At 72.0% G+C, this 25,818-nt stretch carries 21 protein-coding genes; 7 read left to right on the top strand and 14 right to left on the bottom strand.

What is annotated here, in order from left to right; all coding sequences use genetic code 11:
• Window positions 1–45: 45 nt before the first annotated feature.
• From BM242_RS00480 to rarD, 4 genes are all read left to right on the top strand, one after another.
• Window positions 46–708: a response regulator transcription factor gene (locus tag BM242_RS00480; RefSeq protein ID WP_093836579.1), complete on the top strand. Its 663-nt coding sequence runs from the start codon at window positions 46–48 to the stop codon at window positions 706–708.
• Window positions 709–988: 280 nt separating this feature from the next.
• Window positions 989–2,947 (top strand): 2-oxoacid:acceptor oxidoreductase subunit alpha, encoded by a 1,959-nt coding sequence (locus BM242_RS00475; protein WP_093836578.1) that lies wholly within the window; start codon window positions 989–991, stop codon window positions 2,945–2,947.
• Window positions 2,937–4,022, top strand: a complete 1,086-nt coding sequence (locus BM242_RS00470; RefSeq protein ID WP_093836577.1) for a 2-oxoacid:ferredoxin oxidoreductase subunit beta — start codon at window positions 2,937–2,939, stop codon at window positions 4,020–4,022. The genes BM242_RS00475 and BM242_RS00470 overlap by 11 nt, the downstream gene beginning before the upstream one ends.
• 395 nt (window positions 4,023–4,417) lie before the next feature.
• A complete protein-coding gene (rarD, locus tag BM242_RS00465; RefSeq protein ID WP_245833795.1) occupies window positions 4,418–5,353 on the top strand; it encodes an EamA family transporter RarD in 936 nt (311 codons plus the stop codon).
• Window positions 5,354–5,467: 114 nt separating this feature from the next.
• On the opposite strand, the gene BM242_RS00460 is transcribed toward rarD, so the two are convergent.
• Both BM242_RS00460 and BM242_RS00455 read right to left on the bottom strand, forming a co-directional pair.
• Window positions 5,468–6,337, bottom strand: a complete 870-nt coding sequence (locus tag BM242_RS00460) for a LolA family protein (RefSeq protein WP_139238230.1) — start codon at window positions 6,335–6,337, stop codon at window positions 5,468–5,470.
• 280 nt (window positions 6,338–6,617) lie between these two features.
• Window positions 6,618–7,634 carry a polyprenyl synthetase family protein gene (locus tag BM242_RS00455; protein ID WP_093836574.1) on the bottom strand — a complete coding sequence of 339 codons (1,017 nt, stop codon included), beginning with the start codon at window positions 7,632–7,634 and terminating at the stop codon, window positions 6,618–6,620.
• A 122-nt stretch (window positions 7,635–7,756) separates the two neighbouring features.
• Between BM242_RS00455 and fahA the strand changes: the two genes are divergently transcribed.
• The 3 genes from fahA to BM242_RS00440 all read left to right on the top strand — a co-directional run bounded on the left by fahA (window position 7,757) and on the right by BM242_RS00440 (window position 10,288).
• Window positions 7,757–9,028 carry a fumarylacetoacetase gene (gene fahA / locus BM242_RS00450; protein WP_093836573.1) on the top strand — a complete coding sequence of 424 codons (1,272 nt, stop codon included), beginning with the start codon at window positions 7,757–7,759 and terminating at the stop codon, window positions 9,026–9,028.
• Between the two features lie 47 nt (window positions 9,029–9,075).
• The gene (locus BM242_RS00445) at window positions 9,076–9,663 is read left to right on the top strand and encodes a hypothetical protein (RefSeq protein ID WP_093836572.1); all 588 of its coding nucleotides are present in this window, start codon (window positions 9,076–9,078) and stop codon (window positions 9,661–9,663) included.
• An 82-nt stretch (window positions 9,664–9,745) separates the two neighbouring features.
• Window positions 9,746–10,288: a hypothetical protein gene (locus tag BM242_RS00440; RefSeq protein WP_139238229.1), complete on the top strand. Its 543-nt coding sequence runs from the start codon at window positions 9,746–9,748 to the stop codon at window positions 10,286–10,288.
• A 106-nt stretch (window positions 10,289–10,394) separates the two neighbouring features.
• Here the strand turns inward: BM242_RS00440 and nuoN are convergent, their stop codons facing one another.
• The 12 genes from nuoN to BM242_RS00380 all read right to left on the bottom strand — a co-directional run bounded on the left by nuoN (window position 10,395) and on the right by BM242_RS00380 (window position 25,815).
• The gene (gene nuoN / locus BM242_RS00435; RefSeq protein ID WP_245833714.1) at window positions 10,395–12,041 is read right to left on the bottom strand and encodes an NADH-quinone oxidoreductase subunit NuoN; all 1,647 of its coding nucleotides are present in this window, start codon (window positions 12,039–12,041) and stop codon (window positions 10,395–10,397) included.
• 8 nt (window positions 12,042–12,049) lie between these two features.
• Complete coding sequence (locus BM242_RS00430) at window positions 12,050–13,651, bottom strand: NADH-quinone oxidoreductase subunit M (RefSeq protein WP_093836569.1); 1,602 nt, start codon at window positions 13,649–13,651, stop codon at window positions 12,050–12,052.
• A gap of 16 nt (window positions 13,652–13,667) precedes the next feature.
• Window positions 13,668–15,569: an NADH-quinone oxidoreductase subunit L gene (nuoL, locus tag BM242_RS00425; protein WP_093836568.1), complete on the bottom strand. Its 1,902-nt coding sequence runs from the start codon at window positions 15,567–15,569 to the stop codon at window positions 13,668–13,670.
• A gap of 13 nt (window positions 15,570–15,582) precedes the next feature.
• Window positions 15,583–15,882, bottom strand: coding sequence for an NADH-quinone oxidoreductase subunit NuoK (gene nuoK, locus BM242_RS00420; protein ID WP_093836567.1), 300 nt, complete (start codon window positions 15,880–15,882; stop codon window positions 15,583–15,585).
• The gene (locus BM242_RS00415; RefSeq protein WP_093837246.1) at window positions 15,879–16,775 is read right to left on the bottom strand and encodes an NADH-quinone oxidoreductase subunit J; all 897 of its coding nucleotides are present in this window, start codon (window positions 16,773–16,775) and stop codon (window positions 15,879–15,881) included. Before BM242_RS00415 ends, nuoK begins: the two co-directional genes overlap by 4 nt.
• A 14-nt stretch (window positions 16,776–16,789) precedes the next feature.
• On the bottom strand, window positions 16,790–17,434 hold the full coding sequence (gene nuoI / locus BM242_RS00410; RefSeq protein WP_093836566.1) for an NADH-quinone oxidoreductase subunit NuoI: 645 nt from the start codon (window positions 17,432–17,434) through the stop codon (window positions 16,790–16,792).
• Complete coding sequence (nuoH, locus tag BM242_RS00405) at window positions 17,427–18,836, bottom strand: NADH-quinone oxidoreductase subunit NuoH (protein ID WP_093836565.1); 1,410 nt, start codon at window positions 18,834–18,836, stop codon at window positions 17,427–17,429. The genes nuoI and nuoH overlap by 8 nt, the downstream gene beginning before the upstream one ends.
• Window positions 18,833–21,427, bottom strand: coding sequence for an NADH-quinone oxidoreductase subunit G (locus tag BM242_RS00400; protein ID WP_093836564.1), 2,595 nt, complete (start codon window positions 21,425–21,427; stop codon window positions 18,833–18,835). The genes nuoH and BM242_RS00400 overlap by 4 nt, the downstream gene beginning before the upstream one ends.
• Window positions 21,424–22,809 (bottom strand): NADH-quinone oxidoreductase subunit NuoF, encoded by a 1,386-nt coding sequence (gene nuoF, locus BM242_RS00395; protein ID WP_093836563.1) that lies wholly within the window; start codon window positions 22,807–22,809, stop codon window positions 21,424–21,426. The genes BM242_RS00400 and nuoF overlap by 4 nt, the downstream gene beginning before the upstream one ends.
• Window positions 22,810–22,811: 2 nt before the next feature.
• The gene (gene nuoE / locus BM242_RS00390; protein WP_093837245.1) at window positions 22,812–23,642 is read right to left on the bottom strand and encodes an NADH-quinone oxidoreductase subunit NuoE; all 831 of its coding nucleotides are present in this window, start codon (window positions 23,640–23,642) and stop codon (window positions 22,812–22,814) included.
• A gap of 86 nt (window positions 23,643–23,728) precedes the next feature.
• Window positions 23,729–25,075, bottom strand: a complete 1,347-nt coding sequence (locus BM242_RS00385) for an NADH-quinone oxidoreductase subunit D (protein WP_093836562.1) — start codon at window positions 25,073–25,075, stop codon at window positions 23,729–23,731.
• Complete coding sequence (locus BM242_RS00380; RefSeq protein WP_093837244.1) at window positions 25,075–25,815, bottom strand: NADH-quinone oxidoreductase subunit C; 741 nt, start codon at window positions 25,813–25,815, stop codon at window positions 25,075–25,077. The genes BM242_RS00385 and BM242_RS00380 overlap by 1 nt, the downstream gene beginning before the upstream one ends.
• Between the last annotated feature and the right edge of the window lie 3 nt (window positions 25,816–25,818).

Raw genomic sequence — 25,818 nt, 5'->3', positions numbered from 1 at the left:
CCGGCCGTGCTGGGCCGGCCCGGTACGGGGAGCGGAGTAACGCGCATGCGGGTGGTCATCGCCGAGGACTCGGTGCTGTTGCGGGAGGGGCTGACCCGGTTGCTCACCGACCGGGGCATGCGGGTGGTGGCCGGGGTGGGTGACGGCGAGGCCCTGGTGAAGGCGGTGCACGAGCTGGCGGACGGCCCCGACGGGCTGCCCGATGTGGTGGTGGCGGATGTACGGATGCCGCCGACCCACACCGACGAGGGGCTGCGGGCCGCCGTGCGGCTGCGCCGGGAGTACCCGGATCTGGGGGTGCTGGTGCTGTCCCAGTATGTGGAGGAGCAGTACGCCACCGAGCTGATCGCCGGCTCCGGGCGCGGGGTGGGCTATCTGCTCAAGGACCGGGTGGCCGAGGTCCGGGAGTTCGTGGACGCGGTGACCCGGGTGGCAGGCGGCGGCACGGCGCTGGACCCGGAGGTGGTGGCGCAGTTGCTGGGCCGCAGCCGCCGCCACGATGTGCTGGCCTCGCTCACTCCGCGTGAGCGCGAGGTGCTGGGGCTGATGGCCGAGGGCCGGACGAATTCGGCCATCGCCGCCGCCCTGGTGGTCAGCCATGGCGCGGTGGAGAAGCACGTCAGCAACATCTTCCTCAAGCTGGGCCTGGCGCAGAGTGACACGGATCACCGCCGGGTCCTGGCGGTGCTGACCTATCTCAATTCCTGAGCACCCGGCAGGCTGAGCACCAGCATATTTACAGCCTGTCCAACAAGCTCCTCGGAGTCTCATACGACCGGGACTGCGCGGGGAGTTGAGGGTTTCTAGAGGAAGGCGCGGAACACTCGGCCCGGGAGTGGGATAGGGAACAGGAGCCGGGGCAGAGCACGTTCATGAGGAGTACACGGACGTCTCAGAACCGGGTCCACGATGTGATCAGCCCCGAGGAAGGCAACCCTTACCCGCGTACGATGGCCCAGATGAGCCGCCTCAAGGGAGTGCTACTGACGTGACCAGCCAGGTCGAACCGGCCGCCCCGGACTCCGGCACCGGCCACCAGCCGGGCCAGGCAGCGGGCGAGCCGCCGGAAACGCCGGAACAGCCGGGACACAAGGCCGTACAGCGCCTGGAGCGGGTGATCATCCGGTTCGCGGGCGACTCCGGTGACGGCATGCAGCTGACGGGTGACCGTTTCACCTCCGAGACGGCCTCGTTCGGCAACGATCTGTCCACGCTGCCGAACTTCCCGGCGGAGATCCGGGCACCGGCGGGGACGCTGCCGGGGGTGTCGTCCTTCCAGTTGCACTTCGCCGACCACGACATCCTCACCCCGGGTGACCGGCCGGATGTGCTGGTGGCGATGAACCCGGCGGCGCTGAAGGCGAATGTCGGGGATCTGCCGCCGGGTGCGGAGATCATCGTGAACACCGACGAGTTCACCTCGCGGGCGATGGCCAAGGTCGGCTATGACGCCTCCCCGCTGGAGGACGGCTCGCTGGAGTCCTTCCGGGTGCATCCGGTGCCGCTGACCACCCTGACGGTGGAGGCGCTGAAGGAGTTCGGGCTGTCCCGCAAGGACGCGGGACGGTCGAAGAACATGTTCGCCCTCGGGCTGCTGTCGTGGATGTACAGCCGCCCCACGCAGGGCACCGAGGACTTTCTGCGCACCAAGTTCGCCAAGCGCCCACAGATCGCGCAGGCCAATATCGCCGCCTTCCGGGCGGGCTGGAACTTCGGTGAGACCACGGAGGATTTCGCCACCTCCTACCAGGTGGCGCCGGCGGCCTCGGCATTCCCGCCGGGGACCTACCGCAACATCTCCGGGAACCTGGCCCTGTCCTACGGACTGATCACCGCGTCCCAGCAGGCGGACCTGCCGCTGTTCCTGGGCTCCTACCCCATCACCCCGGCCTCGGACATCCTGCACGAGCTGTCCAGGCACAAGAACTTCGGTGTGCGCACCTTCCAGGCGGAGGACGAGATCGCCGCGATCGGTGCGGCGCTCGGCGCGGCCTTCGGGGGAAGTCTGGGGGTGACCACCACCTCCGGCCCGGGCGTGGCGCTGAAGTCGGAGACCATCGGGCTGGCGGTGACGCTGGAGCTGCCGCTGCTGGTGGTGGACATCCAGCGCGGCGGTCCGTCCACGGGGCTGCCCACCAAGACCGAGCAGGCGGACCTGCTGCAGGCGATGTTCGGCCGCAACGGGGAGGCCCCGGTGCCGGTGGTGGCCGCGGCCACCCCGGCCGGCTGCTTCGACGCGGCGCTGGAGGCGGTGCGGATCGCGCTGGTCCACCGCACCCCGGTGTTCCTGCTCTCCGACGGCTATCTGGCCAACGGCTCCGAGCCCTGGCGCATCCCGGAGGTGGCGGACCTGCCTGATCTGCGGGTGCAGTTCGCCACCGCCCCCAACCACACCCTGGACGACGGCACCGAGGTCTTCTGGCCGTACAAGCGCGACGAGCGGACCCTGGCCCGGCCCTGGGCGGTGCCCGGCACCCCGGGCCTGGAACACCGCATCGGCGGCATCGAGAAGCAGGACGGCAGCGGCAACATCTCCTACGACCCGGCCAACCACGACCACATGGTCCGCACCCGCCAGGCCAAGATCGACCGGATCGCCGTGCCCGATGTGGCCGTGGACGACCCCGGCGCCGCCGCCCGCACCCTCGTGCTTGGCTGGGGCTCCACCTATGGCCCCATCACCGCCGCGGTGCGCCGCATCCGGCGCGCCGGAGGCCACATCGCCCAGGCCCACCTGCGCCACCTCAACCCCTTCCCGGCCAACCTCGGGCAGGTGCTGAAGGCCTATGACCGGGTCATCGTGCCGGAGATGAACCTCGGCCAGCTCGCCGCCCTGCTGCGCGCCAGGTATCTGGTCGACATCCACTCCCTCACCCAGGTCACCGGCCTGCCCTTCAAGGCCGAACAGCTTGCGAGCGCCATCAAGGAGGCGAGCGATGCCCACTGAGGCCCTGACCCTGGTCCCCAGGGCGGAGAGCAGGCAAAGCGCCAAGGACTTCAAGTCCGACCAGGAAGTGCGCTGGTGCCCCGGCTGCGGCGACTACGCCGTGCTGGCCGCCGTGCAGGGCTTCATGCCCGAGCTCGGGCTGGCCCGGGAGAACATCGTCTTCCTCTCCGGCATCGGCTGCTCCTCCCGCTTCCCGTACTACATGAACACCTACGGGATGCACTCCATCCACGGCCGCGCCCCGGCCATCGCCACCGGCCTGGCCGCCTCCCGCCGGGACCTGTCGGTCTGGGTGGTCACCGGCGACGGCGACGCGCTGTCCATCGGCGGCAACCACCTGATCCACGCCCTGCGCCGCAATGTGAACCTGAAGATTCTGCTGTTCAACAACCGGATCTACGGCCTGACCAAGGGCCAGTACAGCCCCACCTCCGAAGCCGGGAAGATCACCAAGTCCACCCCGATGGGCTCCCTGGACTCCCCCTTCAACCCCGTCTCCCTGGCGCTGGGCGCCGAGGCCTCCTTCGTCGCCCGCACCATCGACTCGGACCGCAAACACCTCACCGAGGTCCTGCGCGCCGCCGCCGCCCACCCCGGCACCGCACTGGTGGAGATCTACCAGAACTGCAACATCTTCAACGACGGCGCCTTCGAGGCGCTCAAGGACCGCCGGCAGGCCCAGGAAGCCGTCATCCGCCTGGAACACGGCCGGCCCATCCGGTTCGGCCTGCCCTGGGCCGAGGAGGACGGCGGCGACGGCCTCGGCTCCCAGGGCGTGGTCCGCGACCCGGCCACCGGCGACCTCAAGGTCATCGACCTGGCCGAGGCGGGCGGCGCCGAGGGCGTTCTCGTCCACGACGCGCACGCCGCCTCGCCCACCAACGCCTTCGCCCTCTCCCGCCTCGCCGACCCCGACACCCTGCACCGCACCCCCATCGGCGTCTTCCGCGACATCCGCCGCCCGGTGTACGACGACCTGATGGCCGACCAGCTCGAACGCGCGGTCGAGAGCCAGGGCAAGGGCGATCTCGCCGCCCTGCTGGCGGGCAACGACACCTGGACCGTGCGCGGCTGACCTGTCCCCGCGCGACCCGGCCCAAGGGGCCGGACCGGCCCCCCACCCGGCGCCGGTCCGGCCCCTTTCCCGTCCCGAGTGCGGGCGGCGGTCCCGCGAGCCGCCACGGGGGTGTCGCACCTCACTCCGACGCCAGGACCGTAATCGGATAACGGAAATGACAGGGGGACGCCCGCGCGACTACCTTCATGCTGGGTGCACCGGCCGCCGCCGGCCCCGCGTGGCGAAGGAGACGATCGGCGATGCAGACGGGTGCAGACACAGACATAGGCACGGGCACGGACGCGGGCGCGGGCGCGGGCACGGGCGCGGGCACGGACGCGGGCGCCGCGCAGCAAGCCGGCCGGCGGAGCGAGCGGCGGACCGGACTGGCCTTCGGGCTGGCGGCGTTCGGGATGTGGGGGCTGCTGCCCGTCTACTGGCACGCGCTGGACGCCACCCCGCCCGCCGAGCTGCTGGCCCACCGCATGGTGTGGTCGCTGCCCAGCGCGCTGCTGCTTCTGCTGCTGGTCCGCCGCTGGGCGTGGATACGGGAGCTGGTCCGCCGCCCGAAGCGGCTGGCCCTGGTGTTCCTCTCCGCCGCCCTGATCTCCCTCAACTGGTACGGCTTCATCTGGACGGTGGCCAACGACCGGGTGATCGAGGCCTCCCTGGGCTACTTCATCAACCCGCTGATCACCATCGCCATCGGCGTGGTGCTGCTGCGCGAACGGCTGCGCCCGGCGCAGTGGACCGCCGTCGGCATCGGCGCGGCGGCGGTGCTGGTGATGTCCGTGGCCTACGGCCAGGTGCCCTGGCTGGCCCTGTTCCTCTCCGTCTCCTTCGCCCTCTACGGCCTGGTCAAGAAGCAGACCGGGCTGGACGGCCTGGAGGGGTTCAGCGCGGACGCGGCGCTCCAGTTCCTGCCCGCGCTGGGCTATCTGCTGCTGCTCGGCGCGCGCGGCGATTCCACCTTCACCGCTGCGGGCACCGGCCACACCGTGCTGCTGGTGGGCACCGGGATGGTGACCGCGCTGCCGCTGATCTTCTTCGGCGCGGCGGCGGTCCGGGTGCCGCTGTCCACCGTCGGGCTGATGCAGTACCTGGCGCCGTCCACCATGTTCCTGCTCGGGGTGCTGGCCTTCCACGAGGAGATGCCGCCCGAGCGCTGGGCCGGCTTCCTCCTGGTGTGGACCGCGCTGACCCTGCTGACCTGGGACGCCCTGCGCCAGGCGCGGCTGTCCCGGGCCGCCCTGCGGGCCGCCCGCACCCGCGCCGCCGCCCATGGCGCCCATGGCGCCCGGGACGCCCGGGCGCCCGCGGCCGGCACCTCAGCCGCCGTCGGCCGGTGAGCGCGGGGCGCACGCCGGAACCCGACGGGAACGGGACCCGGCGCCCGGCGAGGGGAAAGGGCCGGGGAGCGGGTCCCGTTCGTCGGGGACGGACGCCGGGTCCGGGGCCGGGGCTCAGTGCTCGAACAGGCCCTCGCCGCCGAAGACGCCCTCCAAGGGTGCCTCGGGGTTGATCTCGACCACCTCGGCGCCCTCGGGCGGGGTGAACTCGAAGCTGCCGCCGGCCGGCCTGTCATAGCTGATCTGCGAGAAGGCCACATCCATGAGCTGCCGGTCCGGGCTGTTCACGGTCACCGCGAGCGGCAGCCCGGTCTCGGCGTCCACCGAGATGCGGACCGACTCGACGGTCAGGAAGCCGGTTTTCCCGTGGTCGCCGACGGGCTCCACCAGGAGCTGGTAGACGTCCTGGCCGGCCACCCGGCCGGTCCCCTGGACGGTGAGCTCGGCGGTGCCCTCGGTCTCCTCCAGCACCCGCTCGGCCAGCTCCTGCGGGGTGAGCTCCCCGTACGGCCCCCAGTCCTCGGGGGCCTCGGCCACATCCGGGTGCTCCGGCACGGTGGAGTGGTAGGCGGTGTTCTCGGCCCCGTCGTAGAGCCAGACGTCCTCCTGGTTGTGGATCATGGTGAACTCCTCCGAGCCGCTGCCCAGCTCCAGGCGCTGCCGCTCGGGCCCGTCCACCGCCACCTTCAGTGTGCTGGTGCCGCTGGCCAGCGACGCCAGCCGGCCGGCCTCGCTGCCGCCGAAGGACTCGGCGAGCTCCGCCAGCCCCGGGATCTCGAACCCGGAGCGGACCCGCACCGTGCCGGTCAGCTCCTCGGTATCGGACTCCGCGATCCGGACGATCAGTTCCTCGGCGGTGACCTCCGGCAGGTCCGGGCTGCCGTCGCTGGCCAGCGCCGGGTACAGCCCCGCGCCGGCCGCGGCCACACCGGTGACCACCGCGGCCGGCACCAGCACTCGGCGGAGCTTTGCGTTCGCTGCCATGTCCATCCCCATCCGCTCTGCTCAGTGAGCCTTGTCGAGCTGTTCCGGCTCGTCCCCCGGACACTGTCGATTTCACCGGACGAGGGGGGCCGGCGGCATCAGCCGAAGGGCTCGTCCGCGTCCTCCGGGGGGATGAACCACGGGCCCGGGCGGGGACCCGGTCCCTTAGGGGAATCCCGGTGGGGCGCCGGGTGGCCCGCCACAGGAGGGGCAAACCGCCGGGGCGGAGGAGGCGGCGGACGAAGCAGGAGAACGGGACGGGACGGGGAAGGGAGCGGCCTCAGCGGGCGCGGTCGGCCACGCTGTCGCACAGCCCGGCCAGCGCCGCCCGGGCCGGGCACTCCGGCAGCGGGGTGAGCAGCTCCCGGGCCCGGGCCGCGTACTCCAGCGCGTCCGCCCTGGCCTCCTGGAGGACCGGATGGGCCCGCAGCCCGGCCAGTGCCTCGGTGCGCCGGCCCTCGTCCGTCAGATCGCCGTCCAGCAGCTCCAGCAGGGCCCGGTCGTCCGCGGTGCCGCCGCCCGGCCGGGCGATCCGCTCCCGCAGCCGCAGCACCGGCAGGGTGGCGATGCCCTCGCGCAGATCGGTGCCCGGGGTCTTGCCCGAGACATCGCCCTCGCTGGCGATGTCCAGCACATCGTCGGCGAGCTGGAAGGCGACCCCGATCCGCTCGCCGAACCGGGTCAGCAGATGGACGGTCCGCTCCTCCGCGCCGGAGAGCAGCGCGCCGAACCGTCCGGCGACGGCGATCAGCGAGCCGGTCTTGCCCGCCACCACATCCAGATAGTGCGCCACCGGATCGTCCCCGGGACGCGGTCCCGCGGTCTCCAGGATCTGGCCGGTGACCAGCCGCTCGAACGCCTCCGCCTGGATGCGCACCGCCTCCGGCCCCAGCTCCGCCACGATGGAGGAGGCCCGGGCGAACAGGAAGTCGCCGGTCAGCACGGCCACCGAGTTGTCCCAGCGGGAATTGGCGCTGGACACTCCGCGCCGCACCTGGGCCTCGTCCATCACATCGTCGTGGTAGAGGGTCGCGAGATGGGTCAGTTCCACGGTGACCGCGGCCGGCACCACACCCGGCGCGTGCGGGTCGCCGAACTGCGCCGCCAGCATCACCAGCAGCGGCCGGAACCGCTTGCCCCCGGCCCGCACCAGATGCTGGGCCGCCTCGGTGAGAAACGGGACATCGCTCTTGGTGGCCTCGACGAGCCCCGCCTCGACAGCCGCCAGGCCGGCCCTGATATCCGTCTCCAGGGCCTGGTCCCGCACGGTCACCCCGAAGGGCCCCACGACGGTCACGACCGCTTCTCCTTCTCCGAGGTGTACTGACCATCGAAGGGTATCCCGTCGAAAGTGGATCACCATCGGCGGATAGCGCGTGGCGGGGGCCGCCCCCGGGGACGCCGTCTAGGGTGGCGGGCATGTCTGAGACCAGCATGATCGAGGTGCCGACGGTGACCGAGGACGATCTCTTCGGGCCGGACAACCTTCCCTACGGTGTCTTCTCCGCCGACGGCGGACCCCGCCGGATCGGCGTCCGCTACGGAAACCATGTGCTGGACCTGGGCGGCGCCGCGGCCGTCCTGGACGGCCCGCACCGCCGGCACGCCGCGCTGCTCGCCGCGCCCGTGCTGAACCCGCTGATGGCCGCCGGACGCCCGGTGTGGACCGAGGTCCGGGCCGCCGTGCGCTCCTGGCTCACCGATCCCGGCACCCTGCGGCTGCTGGCCGGCCGCGGCCTGCTGCCCCGGCTGGACGACCCCGGCCGCCCGCTCACCCTGCATCTGCCCTTCGAGGTGGCGGACTACGTCGACTTCTACGCCAGCGAGCACCATGCCGCCACCGTGGGCCGGATCTTCCGGCCCGAGGCCGAGCCGCTCACCCCCAACTGGAAGCACCTGCCGATCGGATACCACGGCCGGGCCGGCACGGTGGTGGTCTCCGGCACCCCGGTGATCCGCCCGCACGGCCAGCACCGGGCGCCGGACGCCGCCGCGCCGGGCTTCGGCCCGTCCCGGCGGCTGGACATCGAGGCCGAGGTGGGCTTTGTGGTGGGCACGCCCAGCCCGCTGGGGGAACCGGTGGGGATGGCCGCCGCCCGCGACCACCTCTTCGGCGTCTGTCTGCTCAACGACTGGTCGGCGCGGGATCTCCAGGCCTGGGAGTACCGCCCGCTGGGGCCGTTCCTGGGCAAGTCCTTCGCCACCTCCGTCTCGGCCTGGGTGACCCCGCTGGACGCGCTGGACGGCGCCCGCACGGCCCCGCCGCCGCGCAGCCACCCGCTGCTGCCGTATCTCGACGACACCGGGGGCGAGGAGTGGGGGCTGGATCTGCGGCTGGAGGTGCTGCTGAACGGACAGCGGCTGTCCGGGCCGCCGTTCGCCGCGATGTACTGGACGGCCGCCCAGCAGCTCGCCCATCTGACCGTCAACGGCGCCTCGCTGCGCACCGGCGACCTCTTCGCCTCCGGCACGGTCAGCGGTCCCGGCCCGCATGAGCGCGGCTGCCTGCTGGAGATGACCTGGGGCGGCCGGGATCCGGTGCGGCTGCCGGACGGCACCGAGCGGGTCTTTCTGGAGGACGGCGACGAGGTCACCCTGACCGCCTGGGCACCCGCCGGGGCCGGCCGCCGCATCGGCCTGGGCGAGGTCACCGGACGGGTGGAACCGGCACGCACTCCCCGGTCGTCCTGACCCCCGGGGGACGCGTGCAGCCGACGCGTGACGACGAAGGGAAGACGATGCGCGGGATCAGGGCCGTGACCTGGGCCGCGGCAGCCGCGGCCGTGGTGCTGCCGCTGGCCGCCTGCTCCGGCGACGGGGACGGGGACGGCGACGGCAAGGAGGCCGGCGGTGGGAAGCCGTCCGCCGAGGAGACCGCCGGCGGTGACGGCGCCGGCGGGGAACCGGCGGACACCGCGGCGCTGGACGGCCTCTGGGCCGCCGAGACCACCGGCGGCGGGGTGCTGCTCCAGATCTCCGGCGGCACGGTCAGCCGCTTCGACGGCAGCGAACTGTGCCTGGGGGCAGCCGCGGCGGCGGGCGGCCGGACCGCGCTCACCGTGCGGTGCGCCGAGGCCGGCGCCCCGGACACCGGTCAGGCCACGGTGGCGGGCGATGCCCTGACCGTGCACTGGGAGGCGGCCGGCGAGCAGCGGTACACCCGGGTGGCCGACGCCACCGCCGGCCTCGGCGACATCCCGCTGGAGGAACTGAACCTGGAAGGGCTGGAGGGCCTGGAGGGACTGGACCCGGACAGCCTGGACGCGGAGCTGCTGGAGCAGCTTCAGCAGTTGGAGGGCCTGGACCCCGGGCAGCCCGGCGGCTGACCGCCGCGGAGGGGTGACCGGCCCGCGGCACGGCACACCGGGGCGGTAGCGTGTGCCCGGATAACCGGACTTGAGGGGAACTATGCGTAGGTCAGTACGGCTCGCCGGTCCCGTTGCGCTGGCCGCGGCGGGTGTGCTGCTGCTGGGAGCATGCGGCGGCGACGGCGACGACGGCAACAACGCCGGTGACTCCGGCGGAAGCAGCAGCGAAGGCTCCACCGCCGGCGACTCGGGCGGCGCGACCGGGGGCGACTCGGGCGGCGACACCGGGGGCACCGGCGGCGGGTCCCTGGACGGCTGGTGGACCACGGACGCGTCCGCCGAGAACCCCAACCAGATCATCATCGGGGACGGCCAGGCCACCTACCTGGCCGAGGAGGGGCAGATGGTGTGCAGCGGCCCCGCGGCCGAGAACCACATCGAGCTGCTCTGCCTGGACAGCACGCCGAAGGCCGGTGTGCCACGGCTCGACGGCGGGGAGCTGACCGTCACCTGGGAGGACGGCGGCTCCGAGACCTTCACCAACCTCGGCCAGGACCTCGCGGAACTGGAGAACCTGCTCCAGGGCATGGAGGGCATGGAGGACATCGGCGGCATCGAGGGCATGGACCTGGGAGGCAACTGACGGCCGGCCCCGAGGGCGGAACGAGCGGCGGCCCGGAACCCTGTGCGGGTTCCGGGCCGCCGTCGTCCCGTGCCCGCCCGGCGGTGACCGCCGGACGGGTGCGCCGTCAGCGGGCGGTGGCCGCCGCCTGCTGGACGAAGACCCCGGCCTGGCCGGCCAGATCCAGGAAGTACTGCGGCGCGATGCCCAGCACCAGCGTCACCACCGCGGCCAGCCCGACCACGGACACGGTCAGCGGGCTGGGGATCACCACCGAGGGCCCGCCGGGCTGCGGATCGCTGAAGAACATCAGCACGATCACCCGGACGTAGAAGAACGCGGCGATCGCCGAGGCCGCCACACCGACCACCACCAGGCCCATCGCCCCGGCGTCGGCCGCGGCCCGGAACACCGCGAACTTCCCGGCGAAGCCGGAGGTCAGCGGGATACCGGCAAAGGCCAGCAGAAACAGCGCGAACACCCCGGCCAGCAGCGGGGAACGCCGCCCCAGCCCGGCCCACTTGGACAGATGGGTGGCCTCGCCCTGCGGGTCCCGCACCAGGGTGACCACGGCGAAGGCGCCGAGGGTGACGAAGGAGTAGGCGGCCAGATAGAACAGCGCCGAGGAGACGCCGTCCGGCGAGACCGCGATCACACCGGCCAGGATGAAGCCGGAGTGGGCGATCGAGGAGTAGGCCAGCAGCCGCTTCACATCGGTCTGGGTGATGGCGATGACCGCGCCCGCCACCATGGACAGGATGGCCACGCCCCACAGCACCGGCTCCCAGTCCCAGCGCAGACCGGGCAGCACCACATACAGCAGCCGCAGCAGCGCGCCGAACGCCGCCACCTTGGTGGCCGCCGCCATGAAGCCGGTCACCGGGGTCGGCGCGCCCTGGTAGACGTCCGGGGTCCACATGTGGAACGGCACCGCGCCCACCTTGAACAGCAGGCCCATCAGCACCATCGCCCCGCCGATCAGCAGCAGCGCGTCATTGCCCATGGTGGCGGCGAGTGCCGGGTCCAGCTCGGGCGGGGTGCCGCCGATCACCGCGGCGATCCGGGCATAGCCGAGCGAGCCCGCGTAGCCGTACAGCAGCGCGATGCCGAACAGCAGGAACGCCGAGGCGAAGGCGCCCAGCAGGAAGTACTTGACCGCCGCCTCCTGGCTGAGCAGCCGCCGGCGGCGGGCCAGCGCGCACAGCATGTACAGCGGCAGCGAGAGGACCTCCAGCGCGATGAACAGCACCAGCAGATCATTGGCCGCCGGGAAGATCATCATCCCGCCGGTGGCGAACAGCAGCAGCGGGAAGACATCCGTGGTCATCCACCCGGCCCTGACCGCCTGCTGTTCGGCCGGGCCGCCGGGCAGCGCGGCCGGCTGGGCGGCGAAGGAGTCCACCGGCCGGCCGTGTTCGGCCGGGTCCAGCCGCCGTTCGGCGAACAGGAACACCGACACCAGCGCCACCAGGGCCAGCACGCCCTGGAGGAACAGCGCCGGGCCGTCCACCGCGATCGCCCCGGCGCCCGCGATCAGCGCCTCGCTGGTGCCGTAGTCGCCGACCGCCAGCACGATCACCGCGGAGAACGCGGCGGCCAGGGCCAGCACCGACAGCACCAGCTGGGTGGCGTACCGGGCCCGCCGGGGCACAAAGGCCTCGACCAGGATGCCCAGCGTGGCCGCCCCCAGCACGATCAGCGTCGGCGACAGCGCGGCCCACTGGATCTCCGGGAAGACCGGCTCCGTCTGGGCCAGTGTGACAAGACTGCTCACATCGCTGCTCACTTGCGTGCCTCCAGTTCAGCGGGGGCGGGGTCGGTCTTGCCGACGTCCGACATCGTGTGGTTCACCGCCGGGTTGACGATGTCGGTCAGCGGCTTGGGGAAGACGCCCAGGAAGATCAGCAGCGCGATCAGCGGCGTCACCACGGCCAGTTCCCGGGGCCGCAGATCGCGCATCTTCCCGGCCGCCTCGGTCACCGGCCCGGTCATGGTGCGCTGGTAGAGAATCAGCACATACAGCGCCGCCAGCACTATGCCGGTACAGGCCACGATCCCGGCCACCGGATAGCGGCTGAAGGTGCCGACCAGCACCAGGAACTCGCTGACGAACGGCCCGGTGCCGGGCAGCGAGAGCGTCGCCAGGCCCGCCACCAGGAAGGTGCCGGCCAGCAGCGGGGCGGTCTTCTGCACCCCGCCGTAGTCCCCGATCAGCCGGGAGCCGCGGCGCGAGATCAGGAAACCGGCCACCAGCATCAGGGCCGCGGTGGCCACCCCGTGGTTGATCATGTAGAGGGTGGCGCCGGACTGGCCCTGGCTGGTCATGGCGAAGATGCCCAGGATGATGAAGCCGAAGTGGCTGATGGACGCATAGGCGATCAGCCGCTTCATGTCCCGCTGGCCGAGCGCCAGCAGCGCGCCGTAGACGATCGACACCAGCGCCAGCACCAGCACCACCGGGGTGGCCCACACGCTGGCCTCGGGGAACAGCCCCAGGCAGAACCGCAGCATGGCGAAGGTGCCGACCTTGTCGACCACCGCGGTGATCAGCACCGCCACCGGCGCGGTGGACTCGCCCATGGCGTTGGGCAGCCAGGTGTGCACCGGCCACAGCGGCGCCTTGATGGCGAAGGCGAAGAAGAAGCCCAGGAACAGCCAGCGCTCGGTGGACTCGGCGAAGGTCAGCTCGCCGGAGGCGCGCGCCTCCACCAGGGTCTGCAGCGAGAAAGTGCCGCCGCCGGCCAGATCGTCGGCCGCGACCACATACAGGCCGATCACCGCGGCCAGCATCACCAGGCCGCCGGCCAGGTTGTAGAGCAGGAACTTGACCGCGGCGTAGGACCGCTGCTTGGCCTGCTCGCTCTCCGGGTGCTCCCCGGCCCGGTCCCCGAAGCCGCCGATCAGGAAGTACAGCGGGATCAGCATGGCTTCGAAGAAGATGTAGAAGAGGAACACATCGGTCGCCATGAAGGACATGACGACCATGGCCTCGACCATCAGGATCAGCGCGAAGAAGCCCTGGGTGGGCCGCCATCGCCGGGCGGCCGGGGCGTCCTGTGCGTGGTCGGCGTCGTTCCAGCCGGCCCCGATGAGGAACGGGACGATGACCGCGGTCAGCGCCACCATGGCCACCGCGATGCCGTCCACGCCCAGTTCGTAGCGGACCCCGAAGTCGGCGATCCAGGAGTGGGACTCGGTGAGCTGGTAGCGGTCGCCGCCCGGTTCGAACCGGATCAGGACGGCCGCCGCCAGGCCCACGGTGATCAGGGAGAAGGCCAGCGCCGTCCATTTGGCGGCGGTCCGCCGGGCGCTGGGCACGGCGGCGGTGACCACCGCGCCCAGCGCGGGGGCCACGGCCGTGGCCGTCAGCAAGGGAAATGACATCTGCGCATACCGCCCTTCAGACCGCCCGCATCAGCAGCGTCGCGGCGACCAGGACCGCCGCTCCGCCGAACATGGAGACCGCGTAGCTGCGGGCGAAGCCGTTCTGTACCCGCCGCAGCCGGCCGGACAGGCCGCCGAACGCCGCGGCGGTGCCGTTGACGACCCCGTCCACCAGCTTGTGGTCGACATAGACCAGGCCGCGGGTGAGGTAGTTGCCGGGCCGGACCAGCACCGCGTGATTGAAGTCGTCCTGGAGCAGATCGCGCCGGGCGGCCCGGGTGACCCAGCGGCCCGCCGGGGCCACCAGCGGCACCGGGCGCCGGCCGTACTGCGCCCAGGCGCCGGCCACACCGATCAGCATCACGGCGGTGGCGGCCAGGGACACCATGCCGTGCGACAGGGGCGCCTCCTCGTGGCCGAGCCCGGTCACCGGCTCCAGCCAGTGCGCGAACCGCTCGCCCAGGGAGAAGTAGGCGCCCGCGCCCACCGAGCCGACGGCCAGCACGATCATCGGGATCGTCATCACCCGCGGCGCCTCGTGCGGGTGCGGCTCCCGGCCGGCGGCGTCCGGCTGCCAGCGCTTCTCGCCGAAGAAGGTGAGCAGCATCATCCGGGTCATGTAGTACGCGGTGAGCGCCGCGCCCAGCAGGGTGACCCCGCCCAGAATCCAGCCCTGGGTGCCGCCCTTGGCGAAGGCCGCGTAGATGATCTCGTCCTTGGAGAAGAAGCCGGACAGGCCGGGGAAGCCGATGATGGCCAGATAGGCCAGCCCGAAGGTGACGAAGGTGACCGGCATGTGCCTGCGCAGGGCGCCGTAGCGGCGCATGTCCACCTCGTCGTTCATGGCGTGCATCACCGAGCCGGCGCCCAGGAACAGCCCGGCCTTGAAGAAGCCGTGGGTGACCAGGTGCATGATGGCGAACACATAGCCGATCGGGCCCAGCCCGGCGGCCAGCATCATGTAGCCGATCTGCGACATCGTCGATCCGGCCAGCGACTTCTTGATGTCGTCCTTGGCGCAGGCGACAAAGGCACCGAACAGCAGCGAGGCGGCACCCACGATGGTGACCACGAGCTGGGCGTCCGGGGTGAGGTTGAAGATGTCCGCCGAGCGGACCACCAGATAGACACCGGCGGTCACCATGGTGGCCGCGTGGATCAGGGCCGAGACCGGGGTCGGGCCCTCCATGGCGTCCCCGAGCCAGGACTGCAGCGGCACCTGGGCGGACTTGCCGCAGGCGGCCAGCAGCAGCATCAGCCCGATGCCGGTGAGCGTGGCCTGGCCGGCGCCGGCCGCCACCTGCTCGTCGAGCACCGCGGAGAAGGCGAAGGAACCGAACGTGGTGAACATCAGGAAGATCGCGATCGCCAGGCCGACATCGCCGACCCGGTTCACGATGAACGCCTTCTTGGCGGCGGTGGCCGCGCTGGGCTTGTGCTGCCAGAAGCCGATCAGCAGGAAGGAGGCGAGACCCACGCCCTCCCAGCCGACGTACAGCAGCAGGTAGTTGTCGGCGAGCACCAGCAGCAGCATGGCGCCCATGAACAGATTGAGATAACCGAAAAAGCGGCGGCGGCGCTCGTCGTGCGCCATGTAGCCGACCGAGTAGAGATGGATCAGCGAGCCGACGCTGGTGACCAGCAGGACAAAGGTCATGGAGAGCTGGTCCAGCTGGAAGGCCACATCGGCCTGGAAGCCCTCCACCGGCACCCAGGAGAACAGATGCGAGGTGAGGGTCCGTTCCTCGGCGTCCTTGCCGAGCATGTCGAAGAAGAGGACGGCCGCGAACACGAACGACAGCCCGGCCAGCGCGGTGCCGAGCCAGTGCCCGCTCCGGTCCAGCCGGCGCCCGCCGGTCAGCAGCACGGCCGCGCCCAGCAGCGGGGCCGCGACCAGTCCTCCGATCAGAGATTCCACTGGAGTTGACCCCTTACAGCTTCATCAGACTGGCGTCGTCGACCGAGGCCGAGTGACGGGAGCGGTAGAGCATGACGATGATCGCCAGTCCGACCACCACTTCCGCCGCGGCGACCACCATCACGAAGAAGGCGGCGATCTGGCCGTCGAGGTTGCCGTGCATCCGGGAGAAGGCCACCAGGGCGAGGTTCGCGGCATTGAGCATCAGCTCGATGCACATGAACACCACGATGGCGTTCCGCCGGATCAGCACCCCGCAGGCGCCGATGGTGAAGAGCAGGGCGGAAAGGTACAGATAGTTCTCGGGACTCACCGTCCGTCCTCCCTCTCAGCGATGCCGGCGGGGCCGCCCGCGGGCGGGCGGCCGTCGTCCCCGGTGCGCTCGCCGAGCCCGGCGCGGGCCGGCAGGGAACGGGGACGGCCCTGGTAGTCGGCGGTGCGCTGCTCCAGCGCGGCCAGATCGGCCAGCGCCTGCTCGTGCACCTCGCGGACCTGGCCGCGATTGCGCAGGGTGGGGCTGACACTGACCTCGGACGGGGTGCCGTCCGGCAGCAGCGCCGGGATGTCCACGGCGTTGTGCCGGGCGTAGACCCCGGGCGCGGGCAGCGGGGTGACCCATTCCTTGCGCACCCGCTCCTCGGCCTGCTCGCGCTGCGTCTTGTGGCGCTCGATGCGCTCGCGGTGGGTGAGCAGGGTGGCGCCCATGGCGGCCACCGTCAGCAGCACCCCGGTCACCTCGAAGGCGACCACATAGTCGGTGAACAGCAACGTGGCCAGGGCCTGGACGTTGCCGCCCTCGTTGGCGGCGGCCAGCCCGGTGAAGGTGGCCACCGACGCCTGGCCCAGTCCGGCGATCAGCAGGATGCCCAGGCCCAGCCCGCAGAGCGCGGCCAGCAGCCGCTGCCCCTTGAGGGTTTCCTTGAGGGAATCCACCTGGCTGACGCCGACCAGCATCAGCACGAACAGGAAGAGCATCATCACGGCGCCGGTGTAGACCACGATCTGCACCACGCCCAGGAAGTAGGCGCCGTTGGCCAGGTAGAACAGGGCCAGCAGCACCATCGTCCCGGCCAGGCAGAGCGCGGAGTGCACCGCCCGCCGCATCAGCACGGTGCCCAGCCCGCCGGCCACCGCCAGCGGGGCCAGGATCCAGAACTGGGCGGCCTCCCCGGTGGAGGTGGAGGTCTCCGCGGCCAGGGCGGACATCGCGGCCAGGGTGCTCATGAGCGGACCTCGCTGTTGCTCGCGGCCTCGCCGGCCTCGGCGGCCTCGCTGCCGGTGTCCTCTCCGGCCGCATCTCCGGCCGCGTCCCCGGTCTCGCCCCGGGAGCGGGCGGTCTGGCGGACGGTGCCGGGGGCGGCGCGGGTCACCTCGCCCCGGTAGTAGGACTGCTCGTCCGTGCCGGGGTACATGGCGTGCGGCGCCTCGACCATGCCGTCGGTCAGCCCGGCCAGCAGCTCCTCCTTGGTGTAGATCAGGGAGGCGCGGGTGCGGTCGGCCAGCTCGTACTCGTTGGTCATGGTCAGCGCGCGGGTGGGGCACGCCTCCACGCACAGCCCGCAGAGGATGCAGCGCAGGTAGTTGATCTGGTAGACGCGGCCGTAGCGCTCGCCCGGGGAGTAGCGCTCCTCCTCGGTGTTGTCCGCGCCCTCCACATAGATGGCGTCGGCCGGGCAGGCCCAGGCGCACAGCTCGCAGCCGATGCACTTCTCCAGCCCGTCCGGGTGCCGGTTGAGCTGGTGGCGGCCGTGGAAGCGTGGCGCGGTCGGCTTCTTCTCCTCCGGGTACTGCTCGGTGAGCCGCTTTCTGAACATGGCCTTGAAGGTCACGCCAAAGCCGGCCACCGGGTTGTGAAACTCAGGCATCGTCGCCCTCCTTCCCTTCCTCGCCGGCCTCGGTCTTCTCGGCCGTGACGGTTGCGGTTGCGCCGGCGGCGGGGTGCCGCGACGGGCGGCGCGGCACCGGGGGCGGCTGCTGCCCCGGCAGCGGCGGCACCGGATAGCCGCCGGCCGTCGCGTCGAAGCCGGGCTCCCCGCCGCGGGCCGCGGCATGGGCCTGTGCCTCGGCCTTCGCCCGTTCCGAGCGGTCGCGGAAGAAATCGAAGACGAAGGAGAGGACCAGCAGGACGAAGACTCCGCCGGCCACCCACATGAGGATGTCCTGGAAGTCCCGGCCCTCGTTCTGCATCACCCGGACGGCGGCCACCAGCATCAGCCAGACCAGGGCGACCGGGATCAGCACCTTCCAGCCCAGGCTCATGAACTGGTCGTAGCGGACCCGGGGCAGCGCGGCCCGGATCCACACGAAGAAGAACATCACCGTCAGCAGCTTGGCCACGAACCAGAGCAGCGGCCACCAGCCGGTGTTGGCGCCCTCCCAGAAGGACAGCGGTGCCGGGGCCCGCCAGCCGCCCAGGAACACCGTCACCATCAGGGCGGAGACGGTGACCATGTGGATGTACTCGCTCAGCATGAACATCGCGAACTTGATGGACGAGTACTCGGTGTTGAAGCCGCCGACCAGGTCGCCCTCGGACTCCGGCATGTCGAACGGGGCGCGGTGCGCCTCGCCGACCATGGCCACCATGTAGATGAGGAAGGAGACCGGCAGCAGCACCACGTACCAGCGGTCCTGCTGGCCCGCCACGATGGCCGAGGTGGACATCGAGCCGGAGTGCAGGAAGACGGCGGCGAAGGACAGGCCCATGGCCACCTCGTAGGAGATGATCTGGGCGGTGGCCCGCACGCCGCCGAGCAGCGGGTAGGTCGAGCCGGAGGACCAGCCGGCCAGCACCACGCCGTAGCCGGCGATGGCGGAGGTGGCCAGCACATACAGCAGCGCCACCGGGAGATCGGTGAGCTGGAGCACGGTGCGGGTGCCGAGGATGGAGACCGGGTCGTCGGCCGGGCCGAAGGGGATCACCGCGAAGGCCATGAAGGCCGGGACGGCGGCGAGCACCGGGGCCAGCAGGTAGACCGGCTTGTCGGCGGCCTTGACGATGACGTCTTCCTTCAGCATCAGCTTCACGCCGTCGGCCAGCGACTGGAGCATGCCCCAGGGGCCGTGCCGGTTGGGGCCGATGCGCAGCTGCATCCAGGCGATCACCTTGCGCTCCATCACGATGGAGATCAGCACGGTGATCATGATGAAGGCGAAGACCGCCACGGCCTTGATCAGGATCAGCCAGAACGGATCGGTGCCGAACATCGACAGATCGGCCTGCTCGGCGAGGGACACCCCCGCCGCGGTGGGGGACAAGGCGCTCATCGGGGATCGGCTCCCTTCTCGTTCGCCCCGGCGACGGCCTCGCCGGCCGCCGCGCCGAGCGAGACCTGCCGGCCGGGGATGGCGCCGAGGTCGTGGTAGACACCGCCGCCGGTGGAGTTGAGCGGCACCCAGACCACGCCGTCCGGCATCTCCCCGGTGATCTCCAGCGGCAGTGTCATCGACCCGGCCGGGCCGGTGACGGTGACCGCGGCGGCGTCCGCGGCCAGCCCCGCCGCGGCGGCGGTGGCGGCGGACAGCCGGGCCGGGGCGGCGTGCCGGGTGGCGGCCAGCGCCTCGTCGCCGTCCTGGAGCCGGCCCTGGTCGAGCAGCATCCGGTGGCCGGCCAGCACCGCGGTGCCGGGCTCCGGCAGGACCGGGGGGTCGGCGGTGCCGGTGGGCCCGAGCGGCAGGTCGCCGCTCCACTCGCCGAGCTCGGCCAGCTCGCGCCGGGCCGCGCCGACGTCCGGCAGGCCCAGTGCCACATCCATGTGGTCGGCCAGCATGTGCAGGGCGCGGGTGTCGGTCTGCACATGGCGGCGGGTCATCTGGTCGGGCTTGATGGCCGCCTCGAACGGGCGGTAGCGGCCCTCCCAGTTGAGGAAGGTGCCGCTCTTCTCGGCCACCGCCGCGACCGGCAGCACCACATGGGCGCGCTCGGTCACCTCGCTGGGCCGCAGCTCCAGGCTGACCAGGAAGCCCTCGTCCCGGACCCGGTCCAGGGCCGCCAGTGCCCGGCGCGGGTCGGGCAGATCGGCGGTCTGCACGCCGCCGACCACCAGCGCGCCGATCCGTCCGGCCGCCGCCGCCTCGATGATCTGGGCGGTGGAGCGGCCGGGCCGGTCGGGCAGCTCGGGCTCGCTGACGCCCCAGACCTCGGCGACCTCCTCGCGGGCCCGGATGGCGTGGTCCGGCCGGCCGCCGGGCAGCAGCCCGGGCAGGGCCCCGGCCTCCACCGCACCGCGCTCGCCGGCCCGGCGCGGAATCCAGGCCAGCGCGGCGCCGGTGGCGCCGGCCAGGCCGACCGCGGCGGTCAGCGCGCCGGGCACGGTGGCCAGCCGCTCGCCGACGATGATCACCGCGCCTTCCTGGCGCAGCGCCTCGGCGGCGCTCCGGCCGTCCTCGCCCAGCGGGCCGCCCTCGCCGGCGGCCAGGGCGTCCAGCCACTCCGGCTCGGTGCCGGGCGCGGCGGGCAGCAGGACGCCATGGGTCCTGGCCAGGCCGCGGGTGGTGTGGGTGGCCAGGGAGAACACCCGGGTGCCGTGCCGGCGGCTGCCCTTGCGCAGCCGCAGGAAGACGCCGGGGGCCTCCTCCTCGGACTCGAAGCCGGCCAGCAGCACGGCCGGCGCGGTCTCCAGCGCCCGGTGGGTGACGCCGGTGCCCGCGGTGCCGTTCAGACCGTGCAGGCCGGTGCCGGCCACATGGGCGGCCAGGAAGTCGGCCTCCTCGGCGCTGTGCGGACGGGCCCGGAAGTCGATGTCGTTGGTGCCGAGCGCGACGCGGGCGAACTTGGCGTAGGCGTAGGCGTCCTCGACGGTGAGCCGGCCGCCGGGCAGCACGGCCGCGCCGGCGCCGCTCTCCCGGGCGGCCCGCAGGCCCCGGGCGGCGGCGTGCAGCGCCTCCGGCCAGCTCGCCGGCTCCAGTTCACCGGTCTCGGCGCTGCGCACCAGCGGGGTGGTGAGCCGGTCCGGGAGCTGTGCGTAGCGGAAGGCGAACCGGCCCTTGTCGCACATCCACTCCTCGTTGACCTCCGGGTCGTTGCCGGCCAGGCGGCGCATCACCTTGCCCCGGCGGTGGTCGGTGCGGGTGGCGCAGCCGCCCGCGCAGTGCTCGCACACGCTCGGCGAGGAGACCAGGTCGAAGGGGCGGGCGCGGAACCGGTAGGAGGCGGAGGTGAGCGCGCCGACCGGGCAGATCTGGATGGTGTTGCCGGAGAAGTAGGACTCCAGCGGCTGCCCGTTGCCGATGCCGACCTGCTGGAGCGCGCCGCGCTCCAGGAGTTCGATCATCGGGTCGCCGGCGATCTGGTTGGAGAACCGGGTGCAGCGGGCGCACAGCACGCAGCGCTCCCGGTCCAGCAGTACGTTCGGCGAGACGGGGACCGGCTTGTCGAAGGTGCGCTTGACGCCGTCGAACCGGGATTCGGCGTTGCCATGGCTCAGGGCCTGGTTCTGCAGCGGGCACTCGCCGCCCTTGTCGCAGACCGGGCAGTCCAGCGGGTGGTTGATGAGCAGCAGCTCCATCACCCCGTGCTGGGCCTTGGCGGCGCCGGGCGAGGTGAGCTGGGTGCGCACCACCATGCCGTCGGTGCAGGTGATGGTGCAGGAGGCCATGGGCTTGCGCTGGCCCTCCACCTCCACCATGCACTGGCGGCAGGCGCCGACCGGGTCCAGCAGCGGGTGGTCGCAGAACCTGGGCACCTCGATGCCGAGCTGTTCGGCGGCCCGGATGACCAGGGTGCCCTTGGGCACGGAGATCTCGATGCCGTCGATGGTGAGGCTCACCAGGTCGGGCGGCGGGGCCTGCTGCTTCCGGTCCGCCCCGGCGTCGCCGTCGTTCCCCTTGGGGTTCCTGGCGTCCGTGGTGACGGTCATGCGTTCACCTCCGCGGTGGACTTGCCGGCCGGGCGGTCGGCCCAGACGGTCGACTTGGCGGGGTCGAAGGGGCAGCCGCGTCCGGTGATGTGCTGCTCGTACTCGTCCCGGAAATACTTGAGCGAGGAGAAGATCGGGCTGGCCGCGCCGTCGCCCAGGGCACAGAAGGACTTGCCGTTGATGTTGTCGGCGATGTCCGCCAGCTTGTCCAGGTCGGCCATCAGGCCCTTGCCCGCCTCGATGTCCCGCATCAGCTGGACCAGCCAGTAGGTGCCCTCCCGGCAGGGGGTGCACTTGCCGCAGGACTCGTGGGCGTAGAACTCGGTCCAGCGGGTGACGGCCCGCACCACGCAGGTGGTCTCGTCGAAGATCTGCAGGGCCTTGGTGCCGAGCATGGAGCCGGCGCCCATCATGCCCTCGTAGTCCAGCGGCACATCCAGATGCTCGTCGGTGAGCAGCGGGGTGGAGGAGCCGCCGGGGGTCCAGAACTTCAGCCGGTGGCCGGGGCGGATGCCGCCGGAGAGGTCGAGCAGCTCGCGCAGGGTGATGCCCAGCGGGCCCTCGTACTGGCCGGGGCGGGCCACATGGCCGGAGAGCGAGTAGAGGGTGAAGCCGGGGGACTTCTCGCTGCCCATGGAGCGGAACCACTCCTTGCCGCGGGCCAGGACGGCGGGCACCGAGGCGATGGACTCGACGTTGTTGACCACGGTGGGGCAGGCGTAGAGGCCGGCCACCGCGGGGAACGGGGGCCGCAGCCGGGGCTGTCCGCGGCGGCCCTCCAGGGAGTCCAGCAGGGCCGTCTCCTCGCCGCAGATGTAGGCGCCGGCGCCGGCGTGCACGGTCAGCTGAAGGTCCTTGCCGGGGCCGAGGGCGTCCTTGCCGAGGTAGCCCGCCTCATACGCCTCGGCCACGGCGGCGTGCAGCCGGCGCAGCACCGGCACCACCTCGCCGCGCAGATAGATGAAGGCGTGGCCGGAGCGGATGGCGTGGCAGGCGATGACGATGCCCTCGATCAGGGCGTGCGGATTGGCGTAGAGCAGCGGGATGTCCTTGCAGGTCCCGGGCTCGGACTCGTCCGCGTTGACCACCAGGTAGTGCGGCTTGCTGTCGCCCTGGGGGATGAACTGCCACTTCATGCCGGTGGGGAAGCCGGCCCCGCCGCGCCCGCGCAGGCCGGACTCCTTGACGTAGGCGATGACGTCGTCGGGGGCCATGGCCAGGGCGGTGCGCAGACCGGCGTAGCCGCCGTGGTCGCGGTAGGTGCGCAGGGACCAGGACTCGGGCTGGTCCCAGGTGGCGGAGAGCACCGGTGCCAGCAGCTTGTCCGGGCTCGCGGTGGAGCCGGCGGAACCCGTGGAACCGGCGGGGGACGTGGGGGTCATGGTCACTCACGCTCCTCGGAGACCGGGCCCGCGGGGTGGTCCGGGTCGGAGCCCGCGCTGGGCTGGGGGGCGTCGTGCGAGCTGGGGTGTCCGGCGGGCGCCTGGTCGGGCGGGTAGACCGGGACGTCCCGGGGGGCCGGCTCGGCCGGGCGGGCGGTGATCCGCTCGGGGCCGGTCTCGCCCTTGGCCAGGCGCAGGCCGATCAGCGAGGCGTGGCCGCCGCTGCCGCCGGCCTCCAGGGCGCCCTCGCGGCGGTCGGGGAAGCCCGCCAGGATGCGCGAGGTGGCCTTGAAGCCGCACAGCGGGGCGCCCCGGGTGGGGGTGGCGCCGCGGCCGGCGATCAGGTCGTCCACGAGCTGCCGGGCGGACTCGATGGTCTGGTCGTCGAAGAACTCCCAGTTGACCATGATGACCGGGGCGTAGTCGCAGGCCGCGTTGCACTCGATGTGCTCCAGGGTGACCTTGCCGTCGGCGGTGGTCTCGCCGTTGCCGATGCCCAGGTGCTGCTGGAGGGCCTCGAAGATGGCGTCGCCGCCCATCACCGCGCACAGGGTGTTGGTGCAGACCCCGACGTGGTACTCGCCGCCCGGCCGGCGCCGGTACATGGAGTAGAAGGTGGCGACCGCGGTCACCTCGGCCAGGGTGAGGCCGAGCCGGTCGGCGCAGAACTGCATGCCGGTGCGGGAGACGAAGCCCTCCTCGGACTGCACCAGGTGCAGCAGCGGCAGCAGGGCGGAGCGGCTGTGCGGGTAGCGGCCGATGATCTCGGCGGCGTCCCGCTCCAGCCGGGTCAGGGTCTCGGCCGGGAACGGCGGGGCCGGCAGCTCCGGCATGCCCAGGGCGACCCGTTCGGTCACCGCGGCCGAGGTGGAGCCGGACGTCGCGGCGGCGGCATCGGCGAGGATGTTCTCCGGCTGGCTCACCGGTCGACACCTCCCATCACGGGGTCGATCGAGGCCACGGCGACGATCACGTCGGCGACCATGCCGCCCTCGCACATCGCCGCGGCGGTCTGGAGATTGGTGAAGGAGGGGTCCCGGAAGTGGACCCGGTAGGGGCGGGTGCCGCCGTCGCTGACCATGTGCACCCCGAGCTCGCCCTTGGGGGATTCCACCGCGGTGTAGACCTGGCCGGGCGGCACCCGGAAGCCCTCGGTGACCAGCTTGAAGTGGTGGATCAGGGCCTCCATGGAGGTGCCCATGATGTTCCGGATGTGGTCCAGCGAGTTGCCCAGGCCGTCCGGGCCGAGGGCGAGCTGGGCGGGCCAGGCGATCTTCTTGTCGGCGACCATCACCGGGCCGGGCTCCAGCCGGTCCAGGCACTGCTCGATGATGCGCAGCGATTCGCGCATCTCGGCGATCCGGATCAGATAGCGGCCGTAGGAGTCACAGGTGTCGGCGGTGGCGACCTCGAAGTCGTAGGTCTCGTAGCCGCAGTACGGGTCGGTCTTGCGCAGGTCGTGCGGCAGGCCGGTGGCGCGCAGGATGGGGCCGGTGGCGCCGAGCGCCATGCAGCCGGCCAGGTCCAGATAGCCGACGTCCATCAGCCGGGCCTTGAAGACCGGGTTGTGGGTGGCCAGCTTGTCGTACTCGGTGAGGTTCCGGTCCATCTTGCGGACGAAGTCGCGCAGCGCGTCCATGGCGCCGGGCGGCAGGTCCTGGGCCAGGCCGCCGGGGCGGACGAAGGCGTGGTTCATCCGCAGGCCGGTGATCAGCTCGAAGACGTCCAGGCAGAGCTCGCGGTCCCGGAAGCCGTAGATCATGATCGTGGTGGCGCCGAGCTCCATGCCGCCGGTGGCCAGGGCCACCAGGTGGGAGGAGATCCGGTTGAGCTCCATCAGCAGCACCCGGAGCACCGTGGCCCGGTCCGGCACCTGGTCGGTGATGCCGAGCAACTTCTCCACGCCCAGGCAGTAGCCCACCTCGTTGAAGAACGGGGTGAGGTAGTCCATGCGCGTGACGAAGGTGGTGCCCTGCGTCCAGTTCCGGTATTCGAGGTTCTTCTCGATGCCGGTGTGCAGATAGCCGATGCCGCAGCGGACCTCGGTGACCGTCTCGCCGTCGATCTCCAGGATCAGCCGCAGCACGCCGTGTGTGGACGGGTGCTGCGGGCCCATGTTGACGACGATCTTCTCGTCGTCGGTGGCGGCCGCGGCCTTGGCGATCTCGTCCCAGTCGCCGCCGGTGACGGTGTAGACGGTGCCCTCGGTGGTCTCCCGGGCGACGGCGGTGGCGGTGGGGGCGTCGGTGGAGTGGGTGGTGGACATCAGGAGTACGACCTCCGCTGGTCGGGAGCCGGGATCTGGGCGCCCTTGTACTCGACGGGGATGCCGCCGAGCGGGTAGTCCTTGCGCTGCGGGAAACCCTGCCAGTCGTCCGGCATCATGATCCGGGTCAGGGCCGGGTGGCCGTCGAAGACGATGCCGAAGAAGTCGTAGGTCTCCCGCTCGTGCCAGTCGTTGGTCGGGTAGACGGAGACCACGGACGGGATGCGCGGGTCGGCGTCCGGTGCGCTGACCTCCAGCCGGATGATCCGGCCGTGGGTGAGCGAGCGCAGATGGTAGACGGCGTGCAGCTCGCGCCCGGTGTCGGCGGGCAGGTGCACGCCGCTGACGCCGGTGCACAGCTCGAACCGCAGGGCCGGGTCGTCACGCAGCGTGCGGGCCACGGCGGGCAGGTGCTCCCGGGCGATGTGCAGGGTCATCTCGCCCCGGTCGATCACCGTCTTCTCGATGGCGGTCTCCGGGTCGATGCCCTGCTCCTCCAGGGCGCCCTCCAGTTCGTCGGCCACCTCGTCGAAGTAGCCGCCGTAGGGGCGGTGGGAGGAGCCGGGCAGCCGGACGGTGCGGCGCAGCCCGCCGTAGCCGGAGGTGTCGCCGCCGTTGTCGGCGCCGAACATGCCGTGCCGCTGGGCGATCACATCGCCGGCCTTCTCCCGCTGGGCGGGGGCGGCGTCGCCGCTGGGGTCCTGGCCGGTGTTGGTGTTTGTGCTCGTGTTCTCGTTCACGTT

Origin of the sequence: Streptomyces aidingensis (assembly GCF_900112355.1) — a bacterium.
In the GTDB taxonomy this organism is placed as follows: domain Bacteria; phylum Actinomycetota; class Actinomycetes; order Streptomycetales; family Streptomycetaceae; genus Streptomyces; species Streptomyces aidingensis.
The sequence above is the reverse complement of the archived record's forward strand: the minus strand, read 5'-3'. Positions and strand labels throughout refer to the sequence as shown.